Source organism: Eubacterium sp. AF16-48, assembly GCF_003479405.1.
Lineage (GTDB): Bacteria > Bacillota > Clostridia > Lachnospirales > Lachnospiraceae > Eubacterium_G > Eubacterium_G segne.
Window position 1 is genome coordinate 38,426 of sequence record NZ_QUHB01000009.1, and the last position, 20,290, is coordinate 58,715.

The following is a 20,290-nucleotide window of genomic DNA, read 5'->3' on the forward strand; positions in this document are numbered from 1 at the left end:
TTATTGACAAGATTTAATCAACAGCAGTCTGTCACCCTTTTTGATATGGTCAGTCTTTAATTCATTTACCTCCATAATTTTATCAATGGTAGTGAAATTCTCCTTTGCCAGCTTCCACAATGTATCCCCTGACTGAACCACATACCCTCTCATAAGTGGTGCTGCATTTACCTTTTCCAAATCTATGGATTCTTCTTTTATTTCAGTTATAAGAGCTTTTCGCTCCTCCCTAAAGGCCATTACCTCCATAGCCACTGTGAGCTTTATTTCCACCTCATCTGTGCCTGTCATGTTGCCACTTATCTGCTCCGTCCACCAGTTTACATAATATTTATCACCATTAGTTATTCCCTCTGCATCTATTCTGTGTTCAAAATCCATTTCTGCTGACTTGCAGCATATTGGATTACTGTCTTCAGAGGATATATACATAACCCATGCCTTTATTTTCCCAATAGCCTTTAAGCCATTGTCACTAACTACAATATTTTCAATTTTAATGTCTGCACTATTTCCACATATTTGTAAAATATGTCCCTTGTCGCTGTCTACCTTTATTTTCACTACATTTTTCGTTCTTGAAGCATTTTTTACAAGAAGTCTTTCACATACCTGTTCTGTTTTTATTGGAACGAGATTAATTTCCGGTGCGTACACATCCTCTAACACATCTACCGGCTTTTCCTCATAAATCTTAATGTTCATTTTCAGCAATGCATTAATGTTAATTTCCCGCATTTCATTATCCTGATTCATTTCTGCATCTACCGTAATATTATGAAGCTTTGATGTTATGTAGGAAATTAAATCTTCTCCCGCTTCATTTATTTCCAAAGTTCCACCAAAGTTAACGGTGGTATCTATCCACTGGATTGGAGCACTTTCTTCCTCCGGACTATATAGCAAAAATACCCCCAGTTCTCCGGTAACAAGTACGGCACTATCCGTCATTTTTTCATTAATGTTTTTTATCCTTACATCCTTCCACAGTATTCTTTCAATAGGTGGTTTAGATGAAGGAACCGACAGCTGTTCGTGGATTCTTAAATTATCTGATTTGTCTGCCACAATGGATATTCCGTCAATATGACCGTATTTAGTCATCATGTTTTCCCTGTCTGCTCCTGTCACTGCCTCCACATCTTCTAATTTTTCCACTGTAACATATGCCATTATCTGTATTTTATATATGTAACTTCTATTATCAATCATTTTGACAGAAGATGACATAACCATTAGTTTTACATTTGCATTTCCATCTTCATCTATATCCTGGGCTTTTACAATTTCCTCAAAAGGAATTTCCCCTTCTAACCCATTTACCCTGCCATCATCAGCTCCATAGTAAAGCATCTGATAATTTATTGTTCCATTAATAACAATCTGATTATTTCTCACGGAAACATTATCAACTGTGGCTGTCTCACTTTGATTAATAATGGTTCCTACTTCCGGATATGCCTCTGTAACCCTCTCTTCGTGGTTTACATAAAAAGTTTTTACCTCGTTTTTTAATATTTTACTCATATGAATATTGCTTTTTATTAATTCCATAACTGCCCCCTGACTTTACTATATTCTGTATACCTTCTATAACATATGAACAACCTGATATATTTATTCTACTTTTTAATTGTCGGTAAATATCACGTTTTTGTCATTGTATTTTATTTTAATTACAATAACCGGGTATGTTTTTGTTTCGTTATTGGTGTATTTCTTTGGTCCCAAAAACTCCGTTCTAACAAAAATTGCATTTGAGCTTTCAAATAGTTTCTTTACGGTAATGCTGTACCCTTCATACTTTTGTTTTCCATAACCAATTATAATGTAAGTGTACTTATCATCTGAATATGTTACCTTAAACTCCTTTTCCTTACGTTCCTCTATTATTTGTTTTACCTCCTGTGGCACCTCTGCTTCCGTCACTACAGTAAAATCTATATCCTTTATTTTTTTTCTGTTTATTTTCTGAATACCGCATGAAGACGTTACTACTATGCATATAATAAGAATTAAAATCAGTCCTGTTTTATTTTTCAGCATAATAAATACACCACAATATATCTTTATTAAAATATATTATGGTGTATTTTATTTATGCCCTGTTTTTAAATATTAAAGCATTGAATTTACTAAATTAATCATATATTCGCCAAGTTCCTTATCCTTAGCTTCTGCATCTGCAAAATCCTTACCCTTAACTCCATAGTAGAATTTAAGTTTTGGTTCAGTACCTGATGGTCTTACACAAACCCATGCACTGTCACTTAAATCATAGTAAAGAACATTTGACTTTGGAAGTCCTGTACCTGTAACTTCTCCTGTTTCCATGTTTTTAACTGTGTCAAGTTTGTAGTCTCTTGCTGAAAGAACTTTATAGCCGGCAATTTCTGTAGGAACATTCTCACGAAGCTTCTCAATTGTATTCTTAATCTTTTCAATTCCTTCCTTGCCCTTTAATGTAATAGACTGAACACCGTCACTCCAGTATCCGTATCTCTCATACATTTCAATCATCTTATCCCAAAGAGACATTCCCTTTGTCTTGTAGTAAGCTACAGCCTCGCAAAGTGCCATAGTAGCTACTACTGCATCCTTATCTCTTGCATGTGTTCCAATAAGACATCCGTAGCTTTCCTCAAAACCGAAAGCATAATGACCTTTCTTAGTGGTTTCAAAGTTAAGAATCTGCTCTCCAATATATTTAAATCCTGTAAGAACCTCAATAAGTCTTACGTTGTAATATTTTGCAATATCATTTGCAAGATTTGTTGTAACTATAGTTTTAATTAATGCTGCATCATCAGGAAGCTGTCCTGCTTCTTTCATCTGACTGATTTCATATTCTGCCAATAAGCATCCTGACATGTTACCTGTAAGTACATGATATTCTCCTGTCTTATCATCTCTTACATATACACCAAGTCTGTCAGCATCAGGGTCTGTGGCCAACAAAATATCTGCATTAATTTCATTTCCCATTTTAACTGCTAACTCAAAGGCTTCTTTTGATTCAGGATTTGGATAACTTACTGTAGGGAAATCTCCGTCAGGAAGTTCCTGCTCCTTAACAACATATACATTTTCAAATCCTAATTCCTTAAGAACTCTTCTTACCGGAATATTTCCTGTTCCGTGAAGTGGAGTGTAAACAATCTTAATGTCCTTCTGCATTGCATCAATGGCATCCTGATGTTTAACCTGTGACTTAAGAGCTGCTATGTACTTGTCATCTACTTCTTTTCCAATCTGAACATAGAGGCCTTCCTTAACTGCTTCATCCTTATCCATTGTCTTTACAAGGCTGTAATCACTAATGGCTGAAACAGCATACATAATACCTGTGTCGTGAGGTGGTGTAATCTGTGCTCCATCCTCCCAGTAAACTTTATATCCATTGTATTCTGCCGGGTTATGGCTGGCAGTAACATTAATACCTGCTATACATCCTAATTCCCTAACTGCAAATGAAAGCTCCGGTGTAGGTCTTAATGAATCAAATACATAAGCCTTTATTCCGTTTGCATTAAGGCAAAGTGCAGCTTCATCTGCAAATTCCGGTGACATATGTCTTGAATCAAAAGCAATTGCAACACCTTTGTCCTGACCATTCATCTTTATAATATAATTTGCAAGCCCCTGTGTAGCCTTTCTTACAGTGTAAATATTCATTCTGTTAGTTCCAGCGCCTATAACTCCTCTAAGTCCTGCTGTACCAAATTCAAGTTCAGTGTAAAATCTGTCTTCGATTTCCTTTTCATCACCTTCAATTGCCTTTAATTCAGCTTTTGTTCCCTCGTCAAAGTATGGACTTTCCAGCCAGTTATTATATAACTCTCTGTAACTCATAGTAAACCTCCATTAAATTTATGCTATAAGTATTTTAATACAAACTAACCCCAAATAAAAGACCAAATATATTTTTTTACATATTTTCTATAAATTTGTGTCTTAGGTTTTCCTGTTTTAGAAATTGTGTCAGTTTTTCCTCGTTTTTCTCCGAATACCACGCCTTGTTAGAGTTGTAATAGTAATTAATTATTTTCCAAAACTTTTCCGGATAACTTAGCATGATTTTAAGGATGGTATATTCTTCACTATTTAATGGATTAATTTTGTTATATTCTTCTATGATTTTGTTTCCAAGAGAGATGTTCCAGTTGTTCTTTTCCATTACCTTTCTAAGCCAGTCGTATAAATCCTGAAGCTGAGGTGCGTAATTAATTTTTGACATGTTCACCATAATTATTCCTTCCCCATCAAATAAAATATTGTGGTGGTTGTAGCACCCGTGATTTATTGTCTTCATTAAAACTGCCTCTTCAAACCTTGAGGCATAGGTGGATTTTAATAAGTTATCCGTAGCAATAACAGCCTGTTTTTTGTACTCATCCATTATATCCTGTAGGGACATTTCAAAGAAATTCTTATTTTTCCTCTTCTTTATGTAATTTTTTATGGTAGTAATTTCCCTGTTGTGCCTTTCAAAAACCTTTTCCATGTTTTTTCCCGGATGAAATGCCCTGACATCCTTTAATAGTTCCCTGTTATCCCTTAATATGTTATGAAAGGCTGCCAGTTTTTTTGTTCCTGCTAATATGCTACCTTCATTATTTACATTACATTCCTCTGCATTAAACCATTTTTTTAATATATATGTATAGCCGTCCTCGCTAATGGTAACATAATTTCCCTCATTATTTTCTATTACACAATCACATATAAAACCCTTGTCTTCCATATAGTTGTACAAAATTTTCATTGCCGCCATTTTTTCATTGCTGTTATTGTACTCCTGAAGAATATATTTTTCCTTTTCCACATTACACCCGTAATTTCCCTTTATTCTGTAGGTACTATTTATTTTAAGGTTGTATTGGTCAAATACCGTCAATGCTTTTTCATTCATAAAAAACCTCCTCTTTAAATGGGTAACGTCCCTCCCTATGGTGGAGAACCGGTCATTTAAAGATATGAGGTTTTCTTACTTATTAGAACATTTTTGACGCAATATTAAGGAGTGTTTCTCTTTCATTTAACTGAGGATTGTCTAACACCTTTGCCAAAAGTTCATCTAACACTGTTCCTATTATTTCTCCCTTAGGACAGCCTATTTCAATCAGGTCTTTTCCTGACACTGCCATCTCTGCCTTACATGTACATATGTTATTGTCCATAATGTATTTAAACTGCTGACAGGTATAAAGATATTTATCAAATCCCTTTTTTCTTCCGTAATCGCTTTTTCCCTGAAAATCTGCATATGCCAGTTGGAGATACTGTTCATAAATATCCTTCCCGATTTTATGAACGCTCCATCTTACGGAAGCAGGACTCATTTCCCCGGAAGCAGTTCTGTCATCGTGACATTCAACTAAACGGATAACAAGCTTTATGGTTTTATTATCCATTTTCAGCCTTTTCATAATTTCAGGTACCATAAGGCTTCCCACCTTGGCATGACCATAAAAATGAACCAGGTTATTATCCTTTTTGTCCATTGTCATGGAATCAGGTTTTCCCACATCATGTAAAAGTGCCGCCCATCTCATAACCTTTGTGTCAGGGACATTTTCCATTACCTTAATGGTATGTTCCCCTACGTTGTACATATGATATGGTGTGTTTTGAGGGCATTCCATCATTCTGTCAAATTCTGGCAAAACCACTTTGGTAATTCCTGCTTTATAGGCTGTAATCAGCTTATCAGGGTGATTAGAAGTAATTAGTTTTTCTAATTCTACCCGGATTCTTTCTGCACTGATATTTTTTAAAGTATCTGACAAATCCTTAGCTGCTGCTAAAGTCTTATCTTCTATATCAAATCCCAGCTGAGCTGAAAATCTTACGGCACGTAAAATTCTAAGGGCATCTTCACCAAATCTCTCTTCTGCCACCCCTACACACTTTATAATCTTTTTTTCTATGTCTCCTATTCCGTCAAAGGCATCCACCAGCCCTACTGTGGGATTATATGCCATGGCATTAATTGTGAAATCTCTTCTTTTTAAATCCTCTATCAGATTAGAGGTAAATTCCACAGTGTCAGGATGTCTGCTGTCATTGTATTCGCCATCAATACGGTATGTGGTTACCTCATACCCCACTCTGCTCATCATTACCGTAACTGTTCCATGCTGTATTCCCGTATCAAGGGTTTTGTTAAATAACGCTTTTACCTGCTGAGGCAGAGCCGACGTTGTAATGTCCCAGTCCTGAGGCTGTCTGCCTAAAATGGTATCCCTTATACAACCGCCAACTGCAAATGCCTCATAACCGTTTTTTTCCAAAATAGTTATTATCATTTTTACACTTTTGGGAATCTCTATATTAAAATCTTTCCTTACTTTATAATCATTCATTAATTTCTGTCCTTCTTTTATATGATGTAAGTTTTAAAAGTATTAATTAAGTCTGTTTACAATGCCTTGTTCATTATATCGAGGGCTTTCTTTAACTTTTCCTCTGACACGGCAGAGTAGTTTATTATGAATTTATGATTAAACTCCTCTAATTTATTGTAACAGTAATCTGACACACCGGATATGTTTATATTATTTTCCCTTAAAACTGCCTTAAAGCTTTCGTCATCTATGTCCTTTTTGATTCCCAAAATAAAATGAAGTCCTGCATTTTCTTCTTCTATGGTAACCTTTTCATAAATATCCGACTGCTTTATGGCACCAATTATTTTGTTTCTGTATTCCCTATAATAATTTCTCATTCTGTTAATGTGCCTCTCGTAGTAACCCTTGGAAATAAAATTTGCCAGTGTGTACTGCTCAAATCCCGACACCGTTCCGGAATAAAATCCCAATTTTTTATGATACAAATCCATTAATTCATCCGGCAGTACCATATAGGCAATTCTAATGGAAGGAGCCAGAGTTTTTGAAAAAGTATTCATATATATAACTCTTGTACTGTCCATTCCCACCATGGTTGGTATTGGCTTTCCCGAAAATCTGAATTCACTGTCATAATCATCTTCAATAATCAAGCCATTATTTTCCTTTGCCCATTTTAAAAGCATTTGTCTTCTTTGTACCGGCATAACCCTTCCTGTTGGGAAGTGATGGGAAGGCGAAATATGGACTGCTCCTGCACCGCTTCCTGTTAAATTCTCAGGATTTATTCCCATATTATCAATTTTTAAATGGAGACATTTAACTCCGTTACTTTCATAAACCTTTCCGATTTTTTTATATCCCGGATCCTCTAAGGCAATAACCGTGTTGCGACCTAAAAGCTGAACAATAATGCTGTAAAGGTATTCCGTTCCCGCACCTACAATAACATTGTCAGGGTTAATTTCCATTCCTCTAAAATGTGCCAAATGGTCTGCAATGGCATTTCTAAGTTCTGCCACCCCATTAGGAACAGGACTTGTAAGGAAGGAATTTTCCTGGTCTAAAAGGGTCTGCCTCATTATTCTTGACCATGTTGCAAAGGGAAAGTTATCGTACATTATATGATTAGAGTTAAAATTAACCAGCCACTGTTTTTTATGTTCTACGCTTCTTGCCATATTTTTCTTTTTAATATTTTCACCCAGATAATCACCACTTATTCTGCTGGCATAATATCCACGTTTTTCCTTTGTGAAAATATATCCCTCCACAATAAGCTGGGCATAGGCATTTTCCACAGTTATAACACTTATGTTGTGATTTTTTGCCATTTCTCTTTTAGAGGGAAGTTTCTCCCCTGCCTTAATTTTTCCTGACAAAATATCATCCTTTATGCATTTATACAAATATTCGTACAGAGACATTTTCCCTCTGTTTTCAAAATCATAGGTAAGCATTGTTTCCCCCTGTTTTATAATGAAATTTGAGTTATTCTAATTTTTCATCATATTAATAATTACATTTTTAACATTCTGGTATTAAAAAAAAATCATAATATGATATTAACAACAAGACCATTACTGGATTATACTTGAAAAACATGTAATTGTAAATACACGGATTCTTAATTGCCGCTGACCGCAGGGAGTGGACAATTAAAAATACAAGGAGATTTTTTATGAAACGAGTAATGAGTATTCAGGACATTTCCTGCCTTGGGAAATGTTCTCTTACTGTAGCACTGCCTATAATATCTGCCATGGGTATTGAAACCGCCATTGTACCTATTGCGGTGTTATCTACCCACACTAATTTTGATAATTTTACCTTTAGGGATTTAACTGATGATTTAATTCCAATTAAAATTCACTGGTTAAAAGAAGGTTTTAAATTTGATGCAATTTACACAGGTTATCTTGGTTCAAAGGAACAGGTGGATATTGTATCGGAATATTTTGATGCCTTTAAAACTAAAGACAACTATATAATTGTTGACCCTGCCATGGCTGACAATGGTGAAATGTATTCAGGCTTTACTCCTGATTTTGCTCTTAAAATGACTGCACTTTGCAGCAAGGCTGATATTATTCTCCCAAACATTACTGAAGCAAGCCTTATGCTTGGAGCCAAATATCCGGGAGAAGACGCCGATGTGGATACCATTAAGTCAATGCTTCTACAATTATCCAAGCTGGGTTCAAAAAATGTTGTTATTACGGGAGTTAAAACTAATCCCGGACAGTTAGGTTTTGTGGGTTATAATTCTAATGAAGACAGCTTCTTTTGCTACTCTACAAAGGAAGTTCCAATTAAATCCCACGGAACAGGAGATGTTTTTGCCAGCACCTTCACCGGTGCATTAATGAACGGCTACTCTATATTTGGAGCTTTAAAAATTGCTGCGGATTTCACTTACAAGTGTATACAAAATAACTATAACGACAAGGATTCCGTGGATTACGGAGTGAATTTTGAGGCAGAAATTCCTTCGCTACTTAGAATGATCGGAAAATAATGTGTAATATTAATTAAAATGAATTTCCTTATGTAACCCATATCGCTTTTAACCCGGCATATCATTCATTATGCCGGGTTAAATCAACAAAATGGATATAACAAATATATTTACCCAAACTGCCTTTTATTTTTCCTTTACACTTTTTTCCAAAGCTTCAACTACAGGTTCTAATATGTACTCTATTATTCTCCTTTGACCAATGTTTACATCTACAGTACATGTCATTCCATTCATAAGATTTATTTTTTTATTATCATATTTATTAATCTTTATTTCCGAGGCAAAGCAATAATCTTCCTGTGCATTCAGTTCTGCAACTCTATTAATTTGGATTACTTCCCCTTCTACCATTCCATAATCACCATAAGAGTATGCATCAAGCTTAATATTTACTTTGTCCCCCAATTCAATATCTGCAATATCCTTGTTAGAAATATTAATCTTAACCTTATAATCGCTGTTATTAGGTATTACTTTTAATAATTCCTGATTCATTTGTACTGCAGAACCAACGGATAGATCCGACATATTCGTAACTATTCCTTCTTTTTCTGAATTGATTTCTATTACTTTTCCACTTTCGTCAACTAAATCAAGTATTTTATCTCCCCTTTTTATTGTATCATCATCTTTTACATATACTTTATCAATTCTCCCAGTATAATAGCTAACAACAGATGTTAATCCTTTTGAAGAAGCTACAACACCTCTGCATTCATTCACAACGTCTACTTTACTAAAATATGACCAAATCAATACCGATATAATCATCAAAAAACTTGTCCATATAACGACCATTGCACCCTTATTTGTCGGTTTTTCTATAATTTCAATCAATCCTGGCATAAAATCATACTCTAACTTTTTCCTATTCTTTTTTGACTGTTTTACTAAATACTCAAGTCTGTCATTATCCATTAATATCACCTCGCAGTTGCATATTATATAATTTACAATATATACCTTTTTCCTCCATTAAATTTTCATGCGTATCAAACTCAACCACCCTCCCTCTATCAATAGTCATAATTCTATCTGTGTTTTTCAAGGTAGATATTCTATGAGCAATGATGATTACTGTACGACCTCTACATATGTCTTCTATATTATTCTGAATAATACTTTCCGATTCATAATCAAGTGCAGATGTAGCTTCATCAAATATCAGTATTCTAGGATTATTTACTATAGCTCTAGCAATAGCTATTCGTTGCTTTTGACCTCCAGACAATCCAACGCCTTTCTCTCCAATTATAGTATCATATCCATTTTGCATCTCCGATATAAATTCATGAGCACCGGCAATTTTACTTGCCTTTATTATTTGTTCCATTGAAGCTTCAGGACAATGAATTGATATATTGTATGCAATAGAGCCTGTAAACACAAAATTTTCCTGTAAAACAATTCCAATCTGTCCTCGTAACCACGCTGTGTCTACCATTGAAATATCATACCCATCAATAAGTACTTTCCCTTTTTCAGGAATATACATTCTCTGAAGCAATTTAGATACGGTACTTTTTCCAGAACCGCTCTTGCCTACAATTCCTATAACCTCACCTTCATTAATTCGAAATGACATATCATCAATAACTAACGGTGTATCAATTCTATATCTAAATCCTACATGGTCAAATACAATTTTCCCTTCAATATTGGGCATGGAAACTGTATTTTTAACAAAATTTTCCCGTTTAGCATTAAATATATCTCCAATTCGCTTTACTGAAAGAGACGCCTGTTGATACTCCTGCCATAACTGCACAAAACGTAGTATCGGCTCACTTACTCTACTTGCCAGCATCCTAAAAGCAACTAACTGTCCAACTGTGAAATTACCATCCATTACTTCCAGTGCTCCTAAAAATAGTATTAATAAATCAAAATTTTTTTGTATAAATCTGCTTAAATTATTGGCAACATTGGCAATCATAGAAGTCTTATAACTTGCTTTTACATATTCAGCCTGCAAATTACCCCATTTTTCTTCCAGTTTTGGTTCTAAGGCAAAAGATTTTACAGTTTGAACAGCGGATACACTCTCTACTAAAAATGCCTGTGCATCAGCCCCACTATTGTATTTTTCATCCAGACTTTTCTTAAACATTGGTGTAATGACTAAAGAAAGTATTGCAAAAATAGGTAAAGAAAATAAAACAACCAATGATAATTTTGTACTATAAATGAACAATACAACAATGTAAATAATTACGAAAAATAAATCTATTAGTGATGACAATGGCGTACCTGTTAAAAAACTTCTTATATTTTCCAATTCTCTCACCCTGGCAATTGTATCACCTACTCTCCGACTCTCAAAATATTTTAAAGGGAGAGCAAACAAATGCTTAAATAATCTGTCACTTAGTACAACATCTATTCTATTTGTTGTATGAGTAAACACATAATTTTTCGTTAAATTTAGTACAAGTTCAAATATATAACTTATTGCTAATCCCACGGTTAAAACATATAAAGTCGACTTACTAAAATGAACAAGAACCTTGTCAACCACAATTTGCGTCATCATTGGTGATAACAATCCTAATAATTGTATAATTAATGCCGCTACAAGTACACTTATAAGTTGCCCTTTAAATTTATATATTGTAGGCAAGAACCACTTGAAACCAAATTTAATTTTTCTATTTTCTTTTCCCTTTTTCGAAATTATTATTGCTATACCGCCCCAATTTTCATAAAACTCTTTTAGCTCAATTAATTTTGTTTCCTTAGTTTCAGTATTTGAAATCATAATATGATTCTTGTTCTTCGTTATGATAACAAAATTATTATCCTTCATCTTAGCAATAATAGGAATATTTAATTTATCTATATTATTTAACTTTTTACTCTTAATTAGTTTGCATTTAAGATTTAAATATTTTCCCATACCAAGAATTTTTTCCTCATCAAAGTTCTTATTTGCTGTATTAGTCAAATGCTGAATTGTCTCATTATTCATCTTTATTCCCCAATACTGAACTATTGTTATAAAGCAAGTTAATCCACTGTTATTCATTTTTTCCTCCAAAACTAACCCACAACAATAATGTTGTGGGTCTTATAAAACTTAAGCTTTTTTTATCCAAAAATTATCTGTGAAAATTTTTATATCATCGTTATTTGCACCATTCTTCAATTGTGCTATTCCAGCTTCATCAGACAATGTAGACCAATTATCAACTAATAACTGCGCCATATTACTATTGAGAGAATTATAAATAACATCTCCCGCATCCGATATTTTGGATTCGTCAATCATCGCACCCTCCATTTTATATCGATTATTTTTCTCGCCATATGGTTCAACTAATGATGAGAACGGTGCTATCTTATCTCTATCCTTAATAATATTTCGGAATTCATCTGCGTTCAAAACAGTTCCGTCTGCAAATTCTGCAGAAAACTGTCTGGCATATGAATTCTTGTTATAATTCTTACAGATAATAATTTTATTTGTATTAGCATTTTTTATAATAAGGTTATCCAATAAGCTTTCAAAAGTGACGTCATTTAAATTTATATTACTTTCAAATTTTAACGTATTATACCCCTTTTCATCAGCAATAACTGTTATTCCATCTGATTTGTCTATTACATAAATGTCATTTCCGTTTCCACCTTCTACATAATTACTTCCGGCATTTGGATAAATTATATCATCACCATTCTCACCGTATATTTCATCATTTCCGGTTCCACCATAAATAGTGTCATTGTCATTTCCACCATATATTAAGTCATCTCCATTTCCTCCATTTATGTAATCATCTCCATTTCCTCCATAAATACAATCATTTCCTTCATCACCTTTGATTGTGTCATTACCATCTCTTCCATATAACAGATCATCTCCGGCTCCACCTGATAATGTATCATCTCCAGCTCCAGCATCTATCTTGTCATAACCATTACCTGCATATAACGTATCTGCAAGGCTACTTCCATAAATAACGTCATCACCCGATTTTGCATCAATACTTCCTCCCGGAACAGCAACATATAGCGTTTCTGCTTCATTTGTTCCTTCAAGGTTTCTGGCTATTCCATTTTGATCCAAAATATCAATTACCTCATCATTTGAAAATTTCAATTTGAATTTTCTATGTCTTTCCTGATAAACAAAATTACTTAAAACTACTCTTGTATTGCTATCCTTAATATTAATTATAAAATCTGCAGACGCTGACTCACATTGTAATTCATCCATAGAAATATCATCAATAAATTCAAGCGTATTAATACCATTAATATCCGAAATGTACACCGTATCATAATTTCTTCCTACTATGTATACATCATCTCCATCATTTCCATTCAATGTATCTGTTCCAGCTCCGGCGTCAAGAACATCATTTCCATTTCCCCCATTTATACAATCATCTCCACTATCTCCAAATAGGTAATCATCTCCATCACCACCGTGTATGATATCATTTCCATCATCACCATGAACTATATCATTACCTGCATCTCCATATAATTTATCATTATCATTTCCTCCGTATATTTCATCATCACCACCATTTCCACTAATACAATCTTCTCCTGAATCTCCATATAATACATCCATAAACGCCGAACCATTTACCCTATCATCGCCTCCATTACCATGTATCGTACTTCCATCAAAAATAGCTGTCATAGTATCTTTTTCTTCGGTTCCGAAAAGAGCCTTAAGATAACCTTCTTCCCCGTTTAAATTAATCTTTGTCCCATCATTAAGCATTAATGTATACATCCTATATGTCTCATCGTAGCAATAGTTAGAAATAATCACCTTAGAATTATTTTTGTTACACTTAATAACCAAATCATTTAATACACGTTCAAATATCAGATCATTTATTGATATTTTATCCAAATATTTTATAAAGTTACTGCCTTTATTATCTGAAATTGTTGTAATTTGACTGCCCATTATTTCATATATATCATCTCCGGATGCACCATTAAGTCTGTTTGTTCCTGAGGCTCCATTTAGAATGTCATTTCCTTCTTCTCCAAATAATATATCATCTCCTGAACCACCATAGAGTTTGTCATCCCCTGCACCTCCATAAAGCGTATCCTTTCCAACATTTCCGTATAATGTATCATCATCCGCCCCCCCGAATAATATGTCATTTCCCAGTTCTCCGTATAGTATATCATCTCCTGAATTTCCATCTAACGTGTCATTTCCCAATCCTCCATAAAGTATATCGCTACCATTTGTTCCATACACCCTATCGTCTCCGTCTCCTGCATTTACTATTGAATTGTTAAAGATTGAATGCATCACATCTGAATCATTTGTTCCCACCAAATTTCTAAGAATGCCATTCTCATCATTTAATGAAATTTTTTCACCATTGTCAAAAAACAATGTATAGTTTCTATAGTCTTGAGAATTTACAAATCGTTCAATAGTTATAGTATTTTTTCCCTTTACATTAATTATCAAATCGGAATTTGTGGTTTCATATTGTAAATCCTCCTTTCTTACACTCTTAGGCAATTTTATTATATTTTCACCTGAATAATCCGTTATTTTATTAACACTATTCTCGTCTAAAATAATATATGTATCATCCCCCTTATCTCCAGACAAATTATTTTTACCACTATCAGCTGTCAATATATCATTTCCATATCCGCCTGAAATAGTGTCATTCCCACTTCCACTATATAAAATATCATCGCCTGCTTCACCATACAACTTATCATTACCTGCTCCACCATACATAACATCATTATCTTCCCCACCGTATATAACGTCATTATCTGCTTCACCATAAATTGTATCATTTCCATATCCACCTGAAATAATGTCATTTCCGTTTCCACCAAAGATACGGTCATCGCCTTTACCCGAATTAAGTTTATCATTACCTTCTCCTCCAAAAATAACATCTTCATTAACACTGCCAACTACTGTGTCATTTCCAAGGTTCCCCTTTACAACTGTGTTTTTGTTTTCAATAGTGATAATATCATCTTTGGTTGTACCATCCATAATCACTTCATCTCCATTAATAGTTGTTGTGACCCCATCTCCATTAATAGTTAAAACGTAACTCTCTAATGTTCCCATTAATATATCTTCCAAACGGATATTAACATCATTGTCAAATTTTAATACGTAATTAGCATTTTTTTCCGAACCAATACAGTCATTAATTCTCATATCTATATCCGTGCTTTTTGCACTTATATACAAATGGTTTTTATCTTTTGTAAAGGTTAAATCTTCCAGTGTTATTCCATCTACAAACTGTATTATATTTTCCCCAACACTGTCTGACACATATACTTTATTTGACGCTTTTCCAATTACATAAGTATCATCTCCAGCTTCTCCTTTCAATGAATTATTACCGCCCTGATCATATAGAACGTCATTACCGTTACCTCCATGCAATGTATCTGTTCCCAAACCACTATAAAGTATGTCGTCTCCATCATCTCCGTATAGTTGATCATCTCCAAGTCCACCGTATATATTATCATTTCCATTCTTTCCATTTAGCGTGTCATTTCCACTGTCACCATATAGAACATCATTGTGATTATTACCTTTCAGAACGTCATCGCCCATTCCACCATATAAAGTGCTTTCAACTTCAGCTGCATACAAGTAATCATCCTCATCAGATCCTCTTAAAACTCTTACAGGAGCATCTTTTTCGTTTAGATTAAGACTTGTTCCGTCAGCAAACTGTAATGTAAATTGCTCTAACATACACCCTTCTTTAGAGCTGATAATGTCATTTATTGTTATGGTTTCACCTGTTTCTTTGATTGTTATTATAAAATTTCTGTTGGTATCGCTAAACATCAAGTCTCCGACTGTTATTCCTTCAGAAAATTTCAAGACACTATTTCCTGCTGCATCATTGATGACCTTATCGCCATTTCCTTTTGTAATGATATATACATCATTTCCGGCTTCTCCATTTAATATATCATTACCGGTTTCTCCGTCTAATATATCATTTCCTTTTCCACCATTTAATGTGTCATCTCCTGAACCTCCATAAAGAATGTCTTCTCCATCATCCCCATTCAATTTATCATTTTGTGCACCGCCATAAAGAGTATCATTCTCAGTTCCTCCGGACAGGTAATCATTTCCATCGTTTCCATAAAGGATGTCTGAACCGGCGTTTCCTCTCAGTTCATCACTCCCTTCACCTCCATAAAGGATGTCTTCGCCTTTATTTCCATATAAATAGTCATCTCCGGCATTACCATAGAGTTTTGTATCCATTTCACTTGCATAAATACTTTGTCCCTTATCACTACCCTCTAATCTTCTGATAGGGCCATTTTCAGAATCCAGCTTAATCTCTGTTCCGTCAGCAAACTGTAACATAAATTGCTCTAACATACACCCTTCTTTAGAGCCGACAATGTCATTTATTGTTATGGTTTCACCTGTCTCTTTGATTGTTATTATAAAATTTCTGTTGGTATCGCTAAACATCAGGTCTCCAGTCAGCAAACTGTAACATAAATTGCTCTAACATACACCCTTCTTTAGAGCCGATAATGTCATTTATTGTTGTGATTTCACCTGTTTCTTTGATTGTTATTATAAAATTTCTGTTGGTATCGCTAAACATCAGGTCTCCGACTGTTATTCCTTCAGAAAATTTTAAGACACTATTTCCTGCTGTATCATTGATGACCTTATTGCCATTTCCTCTTGTAATGATATATATATCATTTCCGGCTTCTCCATTTAATATATCATTACCGGTTCCTCCGTCTAATATGTCATTGCCTTTTCCACCATTTAATGTATCATCTCCTGAACCTCCATAAAGAAAGTCATCTCCATCATCTCCATATAATGTATCAATTCCTTCCCCTCCATATATAGTATCATTTCCGGCATTACCACTTAATGTATCTCTACCACCTTCACCATAAAGTATATCGTCATCCTCATTTCCTCTAATATCGTCATTAGAATCCCCACCATAGATTATATCATTGCCTTCATTTCCAATAAGTGTATCACTACCTTCTCCGCCATAAATCACGTCGTCTCCGGCATCCCCTCTTATATAATCCTTGCCATTCTCACCAAAGAGTTTATCGTTTCCCTGTGCTCCATAAATACTATCTCTTCCCTCTCCGCCATGAATGACGTCTGCCTCTTTTGATCCATTTATTATGTCATCGCCTGAACCTGCGTTTATTTCCTCTCCATTTGCAGAAACAGTAATTTTATCATCATATTCCGTTCCTTTTGTCCTATCCTTAACTAAATCTGTATCCATTGGGTTTATTTTTGAGCCATCTGAAAATTGGAAATTTATTTTTCTATAAGATGAGCCTGAAACAAAATTTTTAACTATAACTTTATCCTCACATTCTTCTACACTAATTTCCAGATCTGTCCCGTTGATGGAACAATTAAGATTCGAAAAACCAATTTTCTCCCCAAAAAGAATTGTTTCCTGACCTTCCCAATCATCTTCAATAATTGTTTTATCTCCCGAATATAAATTATATACATATGTATCATCACCTTCCCCACCATACAATGTGTCGTTGCCAGATCCACCATCTAATATATCATTCCCATGATTACCATAAAGCACATCATCATTTTCGTCTCCATATAACTTGTCATCCCCAAATCCACCAGATAATGTATCTTCTCCTGAACCTCCATATAATATATCATCTCCATCATACCCATAGACCAGATCATCACCACCGTAGCCGTAAAGGATATCGTCCCTATCAGTTCCCTTTATTAAATCATTTGATGCACATTTTACAATGGTTTCGTAATCTTTCCCTATTCCTGACACTTTTTTAATAAAGCTGTCCATATTTTCTTTGGAAATCATTCCTGAACCATATAATGTATCCATAAAATCAGAAAGCTTTTTCTTTGCCAACTCCGGATTCTTCTCATTAATTTCTTCTACAATATCTCCAATACCCGCATAATCAAATACAAGTTCCTCGTTTTCTTCATCATAATCAAACGTCACACCAACAAATAAATCTTTATAATCACACTGCAACTTTAACTGATAATAATATATATCAACTAATTGACTATATGCTTTTTCCAATTTTTCAGCTGCTGCTTCAACCGGATTTCTACCACCTACCTGATGTGTAAATTCCTGACCTAAAAATTCCTCAATTGCTTCGAGTCTTCTTGCATCTTTCATTTTGCTTCCCCTACTATATGGGTCAACATCATAAACTCCTGACCATCTCATAACCAATTCAGATACAATCTGTCTTCTTGTTATTTCATCTGTTTCATTTGCAAATCGTTTCACGAGATTTTGTAACTTTCCCGTTTTTTCCCTAAGCATTGCCTGATGCAATGTATTTACTTTACCTGTTCCTTTTAATTCAGGTAATGCAAAAACATCTTTTGTCTCTTCTAATATTACATAATCATCATTGTGTATTACTGTGTCAACACTATCCATTTCAAACCATACATCATGTATATCAAACTCTTTTCCGTTAAAATCTGTATATGTACTAACCTGATTATGTTCATTTCCCATATCATCCACAGCGTATTGTTCTGAATAATTTAAATTTATAGATTTGATTCCTGCCTGTTTTAATGATAATAACTCTCCGTCTTCTGTTTTACCATTGCTGTTTACATCCCTCCATACCTGTATCTTTGAATACATAGCATCTTTTTCATCCATCACTCCATCTGCATTGTTATCATAATTTGCAAGAGCTAAGAATCCATTTGCTGCAATTTCATCTTCTGATATGCTTGACGCATTACCAAATAACTCATTTCCTCCATCAATTTTGCCATTACCATTTTCATCAAATACAAGAAGACCATCATCACTGCCTACCCAGCCCATAGCCTCTGCACTTTTATCTCCATCAAAATCAAAATGGACGTTGTTCTTTAATGATATTGTTTCTATACCATCACCATCCAAATCAACAATTAATGGATCAACACGCTGAGCAAGTGCCTCCTTGAACCAATCAAAAATACTGTACGCCATGTCATTCACACATTCTCCAAGTTTAGATCCCACCCAAAATTCAAATAATTCTAATGTAACAAATGCGACAACACCTGCAGCCGGACAGATTGCTGTTCCTGCTACCATTGCCAAATATAGGTTTGCCGGTTCCATCAATCCTGTAATTACAGAACCACCTGCTATTTCTGCAAAAAAGCCTGTTATTTCTTTACACGCTTCCTCCTTTTGACCATTCTGATATTTTTCTGCTGCACTGATTATCGTAGATGCTCCCCATGCAACAAAAAATACTGTGCCCGCATATTTTACCGCTTTACTCACTTTAGAAATTCCGGATAATGTCTTCTCTATCTCTGCTATTTTAGTTGCATATTGTTTGCAAGCTCTCGGACTACCTAACTCTTTATATTTTTGTAATGCATCTTTCAGAATGCTCTTTTGAGATTCAGTAAATACTTTTCCCTTATATCGTTCATTGTATATTTTCTCCAGTTCGCCAAGTTCCCGTTTTATATCAATGTCTGTTATTGCATCACTGATATCCATGTTTTTTGTATTTCGGGAGAAATCCATATTATCCTTTTCTGTTACATATGAAGTTCCACCACCTACTTTAGAACTATCCACCTTATACACTACAATATTTCCATTATTATCATATCCAATTGTGATATCAATGTCTTTCATAAATTGACCTGTTTTATGTGCAAACCATTCTTGATAAAACATTTTTGCTTCCATTTCATCCTTAAATCCATAACGTTTTGAATTATGAACGATTTCCTTTATTGTTTCTGTACTCTCTCCCCATATAGATTTTACTTTCGGATTATTCAATAAAGCATCAAATTCCGTTCTTAAAAAAACCTTATTAGGATTTAATTCCCACATTAAAGGTTTCACATCCCCTGCTGCCACTTCAAGCATCAGTCTTTTTGATGTATAATCACTTAGATTTAAAACACCACTGCCCTCTTTAATTTCTAACAAGCCATCCTTTCCTCCATAAAGAACAAGTTTTGCATTTTCTATGCCAATCTTATTCCCTAATGCTATACCTAATGGTTTATCATTAATTAAATTTCCCAATTCCGTGCTACTAATATATTGATATTTTTTTTCTTTACTCAATGCTTCGGCTACTTTATAAAGTGGAAGCCACGCCTCTCCCACCTTGGCGCCTCCACAGTAAGGAAGTACTTCTCCTGTCACTCCGTTAAAACTTTCCCTATTCAAAAATTTTTCCAATGCTCTGGTAAATTCCACCAAACTAGATTCCGTAATTTCTCCTTCATTATCGTGCTTTAAACCATCATATCCTTCAATAAACTCTATTGTTCTTTCTGCTAACTGACTCATTTTGCCCTCTTTTCATTTAATATTCTAACGTTTTTTCATATAACATAAGCTTTCTCAAACTAAAC

Annotated in this window: 11 protein-coding genes; 1 reads left to right on the plus strand and 10 read right to left on the minus strand. The window is 34.4% G+C overall.

All coding sequences use genetic code 11. The annotated features are described in order from the left end of the window. The 6 genes from DWW68_RS10275 to DWW68_RS10300 form a co-directional block, all read right to left on the minus strand. Positions 1-1,554, minus strand: coding sequence for an SPOCS domain-containing protein (locus DWW68_RS10275; protein WP_118589983.1), 1,554 nt, complete (start codon positions 1,552-1,554; stop codon positions 1-3). 75 nt (positions 1,555-1,629) lie between these two features. Next, a complete protein-coding gene (locus tag DWW68_RS10280) occupies positions 1,630-2,046 on the minus strand; it encodes a protease complex subunit PrcB family protein (protein ID WP_118589981.1) in 417 nt (138 codons plus the stop codon). 72 nt (positions 2,047-2,118) lie between these two features. Further along, positions 2,119-3,852 carry a phospho-sugar mutase gene (locus tag DWW68_RS10285; RefSeq protein ID WP_118589979.1) on the minus strand — a complete coding sequence of 578 codons (1,734 nt, stop codon included), beginning with the start codon at positions 3,850-3,852 and terminating at the stop codon, positions 2,119-2,121. A 76-nt stretch (positions 3,853-3,928) separates the two neighbouring features. Then, positions 3,929-4,912 (minus strand): hypothetical protein, encoded by a 984-nt coding sequence (locus DWW68_RS10290; protein ID WP_118589977.1) that lies wholly within the window; start codon positions 4,910-4,912, stop codon positions 3,929-3,931. 82 nt (positions 4,913-4,994) lie between these two features. Further along, the gene (locus DWW68_RS10295) at positions 4,995-6,365 is read right to left on the minus strand and encodes an HD domain-containing protein (protein WP_118589975.1); all 1,371 of its coding nucleotides are present in this window, start codon (positions 6,363-6,365) and stop codon (positions 4,995-4,997) included. Between the two features lie 56 nt (positions 6,366-6,421). Further along, positions 6,422-7,810 carry a PLP-dependent aminotransferase family protein gene (locus DWW68_RS10300; protein WP_118589973.1) on the minus strand — a complete coding sequence of 463 codons (1,389 nt, stop codon included), beginning with the start codon at positions 7,808-7,810 and terminating at the stop codon, positions 6,422-6,424. A gap of 221 nt (positions 7,811-8,031) precedes the next feature. On the opposite strand from DWW68_RS10300, the gene DWW68_RS10305 reads away from it, so the two are divergent. Next, positions 8,032-8,868, plus strand: a complete 837-nt coding sequence (locus DWW68_RS10305) for a pyridoxamine kinase (RefSeq protein ID WP_118589971.1) — start codon at positions 8,032-8,034, stop codon at positions 8,866-8,868. 126 nt (positions 8,869-8,994) lie between these two features. On the opposite strand, the gene DWW68_RS10310 is transcribed toward DWW68_RS10305, so the two are convergent. From DWW68_RS10310 to DWW68_RS10325, 4 genes are read right to left on the minus strand one after another with little or no spacing between them, the layout of a single operon-like run. Next, positions 8,995-9,789 (minus strand): HlyD family efflux transporter periplasmic adaptor subunit, encoded by a 795-nt coding sequence (locus tag DWW68_RS10310; protein ID WP_118589969.1) that lies wholly within the window; start codon positions 9,787-9,789, stop codon positions 8,995-8,997. Further along, positions 9,782-11,908: a type I secretion system permease/ATPase gene (locus tag DWW68_RS10315; RefSeq protein WP_279220125.1), complete on the minus strand. Its 2,127-nt coding sequence runs from the start codon at positions 11,906-11,908 to the stop codon at positions 9,782-9,784. Before DWW68_RS10315 ends, DWW68_RS10310 begins: the two co-directional genes overlap by 8 nt. A 39-nt stretch (positions 11,909-11,947) precedes the next feature. Continuing rightward, positions 11,948-16,345, minus strand: a complete 4,398-nt coding sequence (locus tag DWW68_RS10320) for a calcium-binding protein (RefSeq protein WP_118594998.1) — start codon at positions 16,343-16,345, stop codon at positions 11,948-11,950. After that, positions 16,338-20,225: a calcium-binding protein gene (locus tag DWW68_RS10325; protein WP_118595000.1), complete on the minus strand. Its 3,888-nt coding sequence runs from the start codon at positions 20,223-20,225 to the stop codon at positions 16,338-16,340. The genes DWW68_RS10320 and DWW68_RS10325 overlap by 8 nt, the downstream gene beginning before the upstream one ends. Positions 20,226-20,290: the final 65 nt, after the last annotated feature.